General features: G+C 36.1%; 1 pseudogene. It reads left to right on the plus strand.

Annotated features, from left to right (window positions below):
* A pseudogene (locus tag D0T60_RS18690) lies at positions 1–183 on the plus strand (hypothetical protein); the annotation flags it as partial.
* Between the last annotated feature and the right edge of the window lie 130 nt (positions 184–313).

The following is a 313-nucleotide window of genomic DNA, read 5'->3' on the forward strand; positions in this document are numbered from 1 at the left end:
AAATTTCCAAAATTAGTTCATTGTCAAGAATATGATACAAACTCCGTTATATCAATGGACGAAAACAATTCGACCCTGTACTCATTCATCAATGCCATCTTGGCCGATGTGCCGGAAGAGCGTAATACACTCCTTTTCTCCGCTACCATGAGTCCGGAGATTGCCCAAAAAAATCTATCACATATTCCTTGGATTGGCTCGATGCACTTTTAGTCTTACTTGATTTTGCAAATTATGAGATTATTAAAACTATCATTGATTTCATTGTGCATTATTATGAATATAGCTTGCAATCAAACTTCACAGAATCCGT

The organism is Bacteroides sp. 224 (assembly GCF_010500995.1).
In the GTDB taxonomy this organism is placed as follows: Bacteria; Bacteroidota; Bacteroidia; order Bacteroidales; family Bacteroidaceae; genus Bacteroides.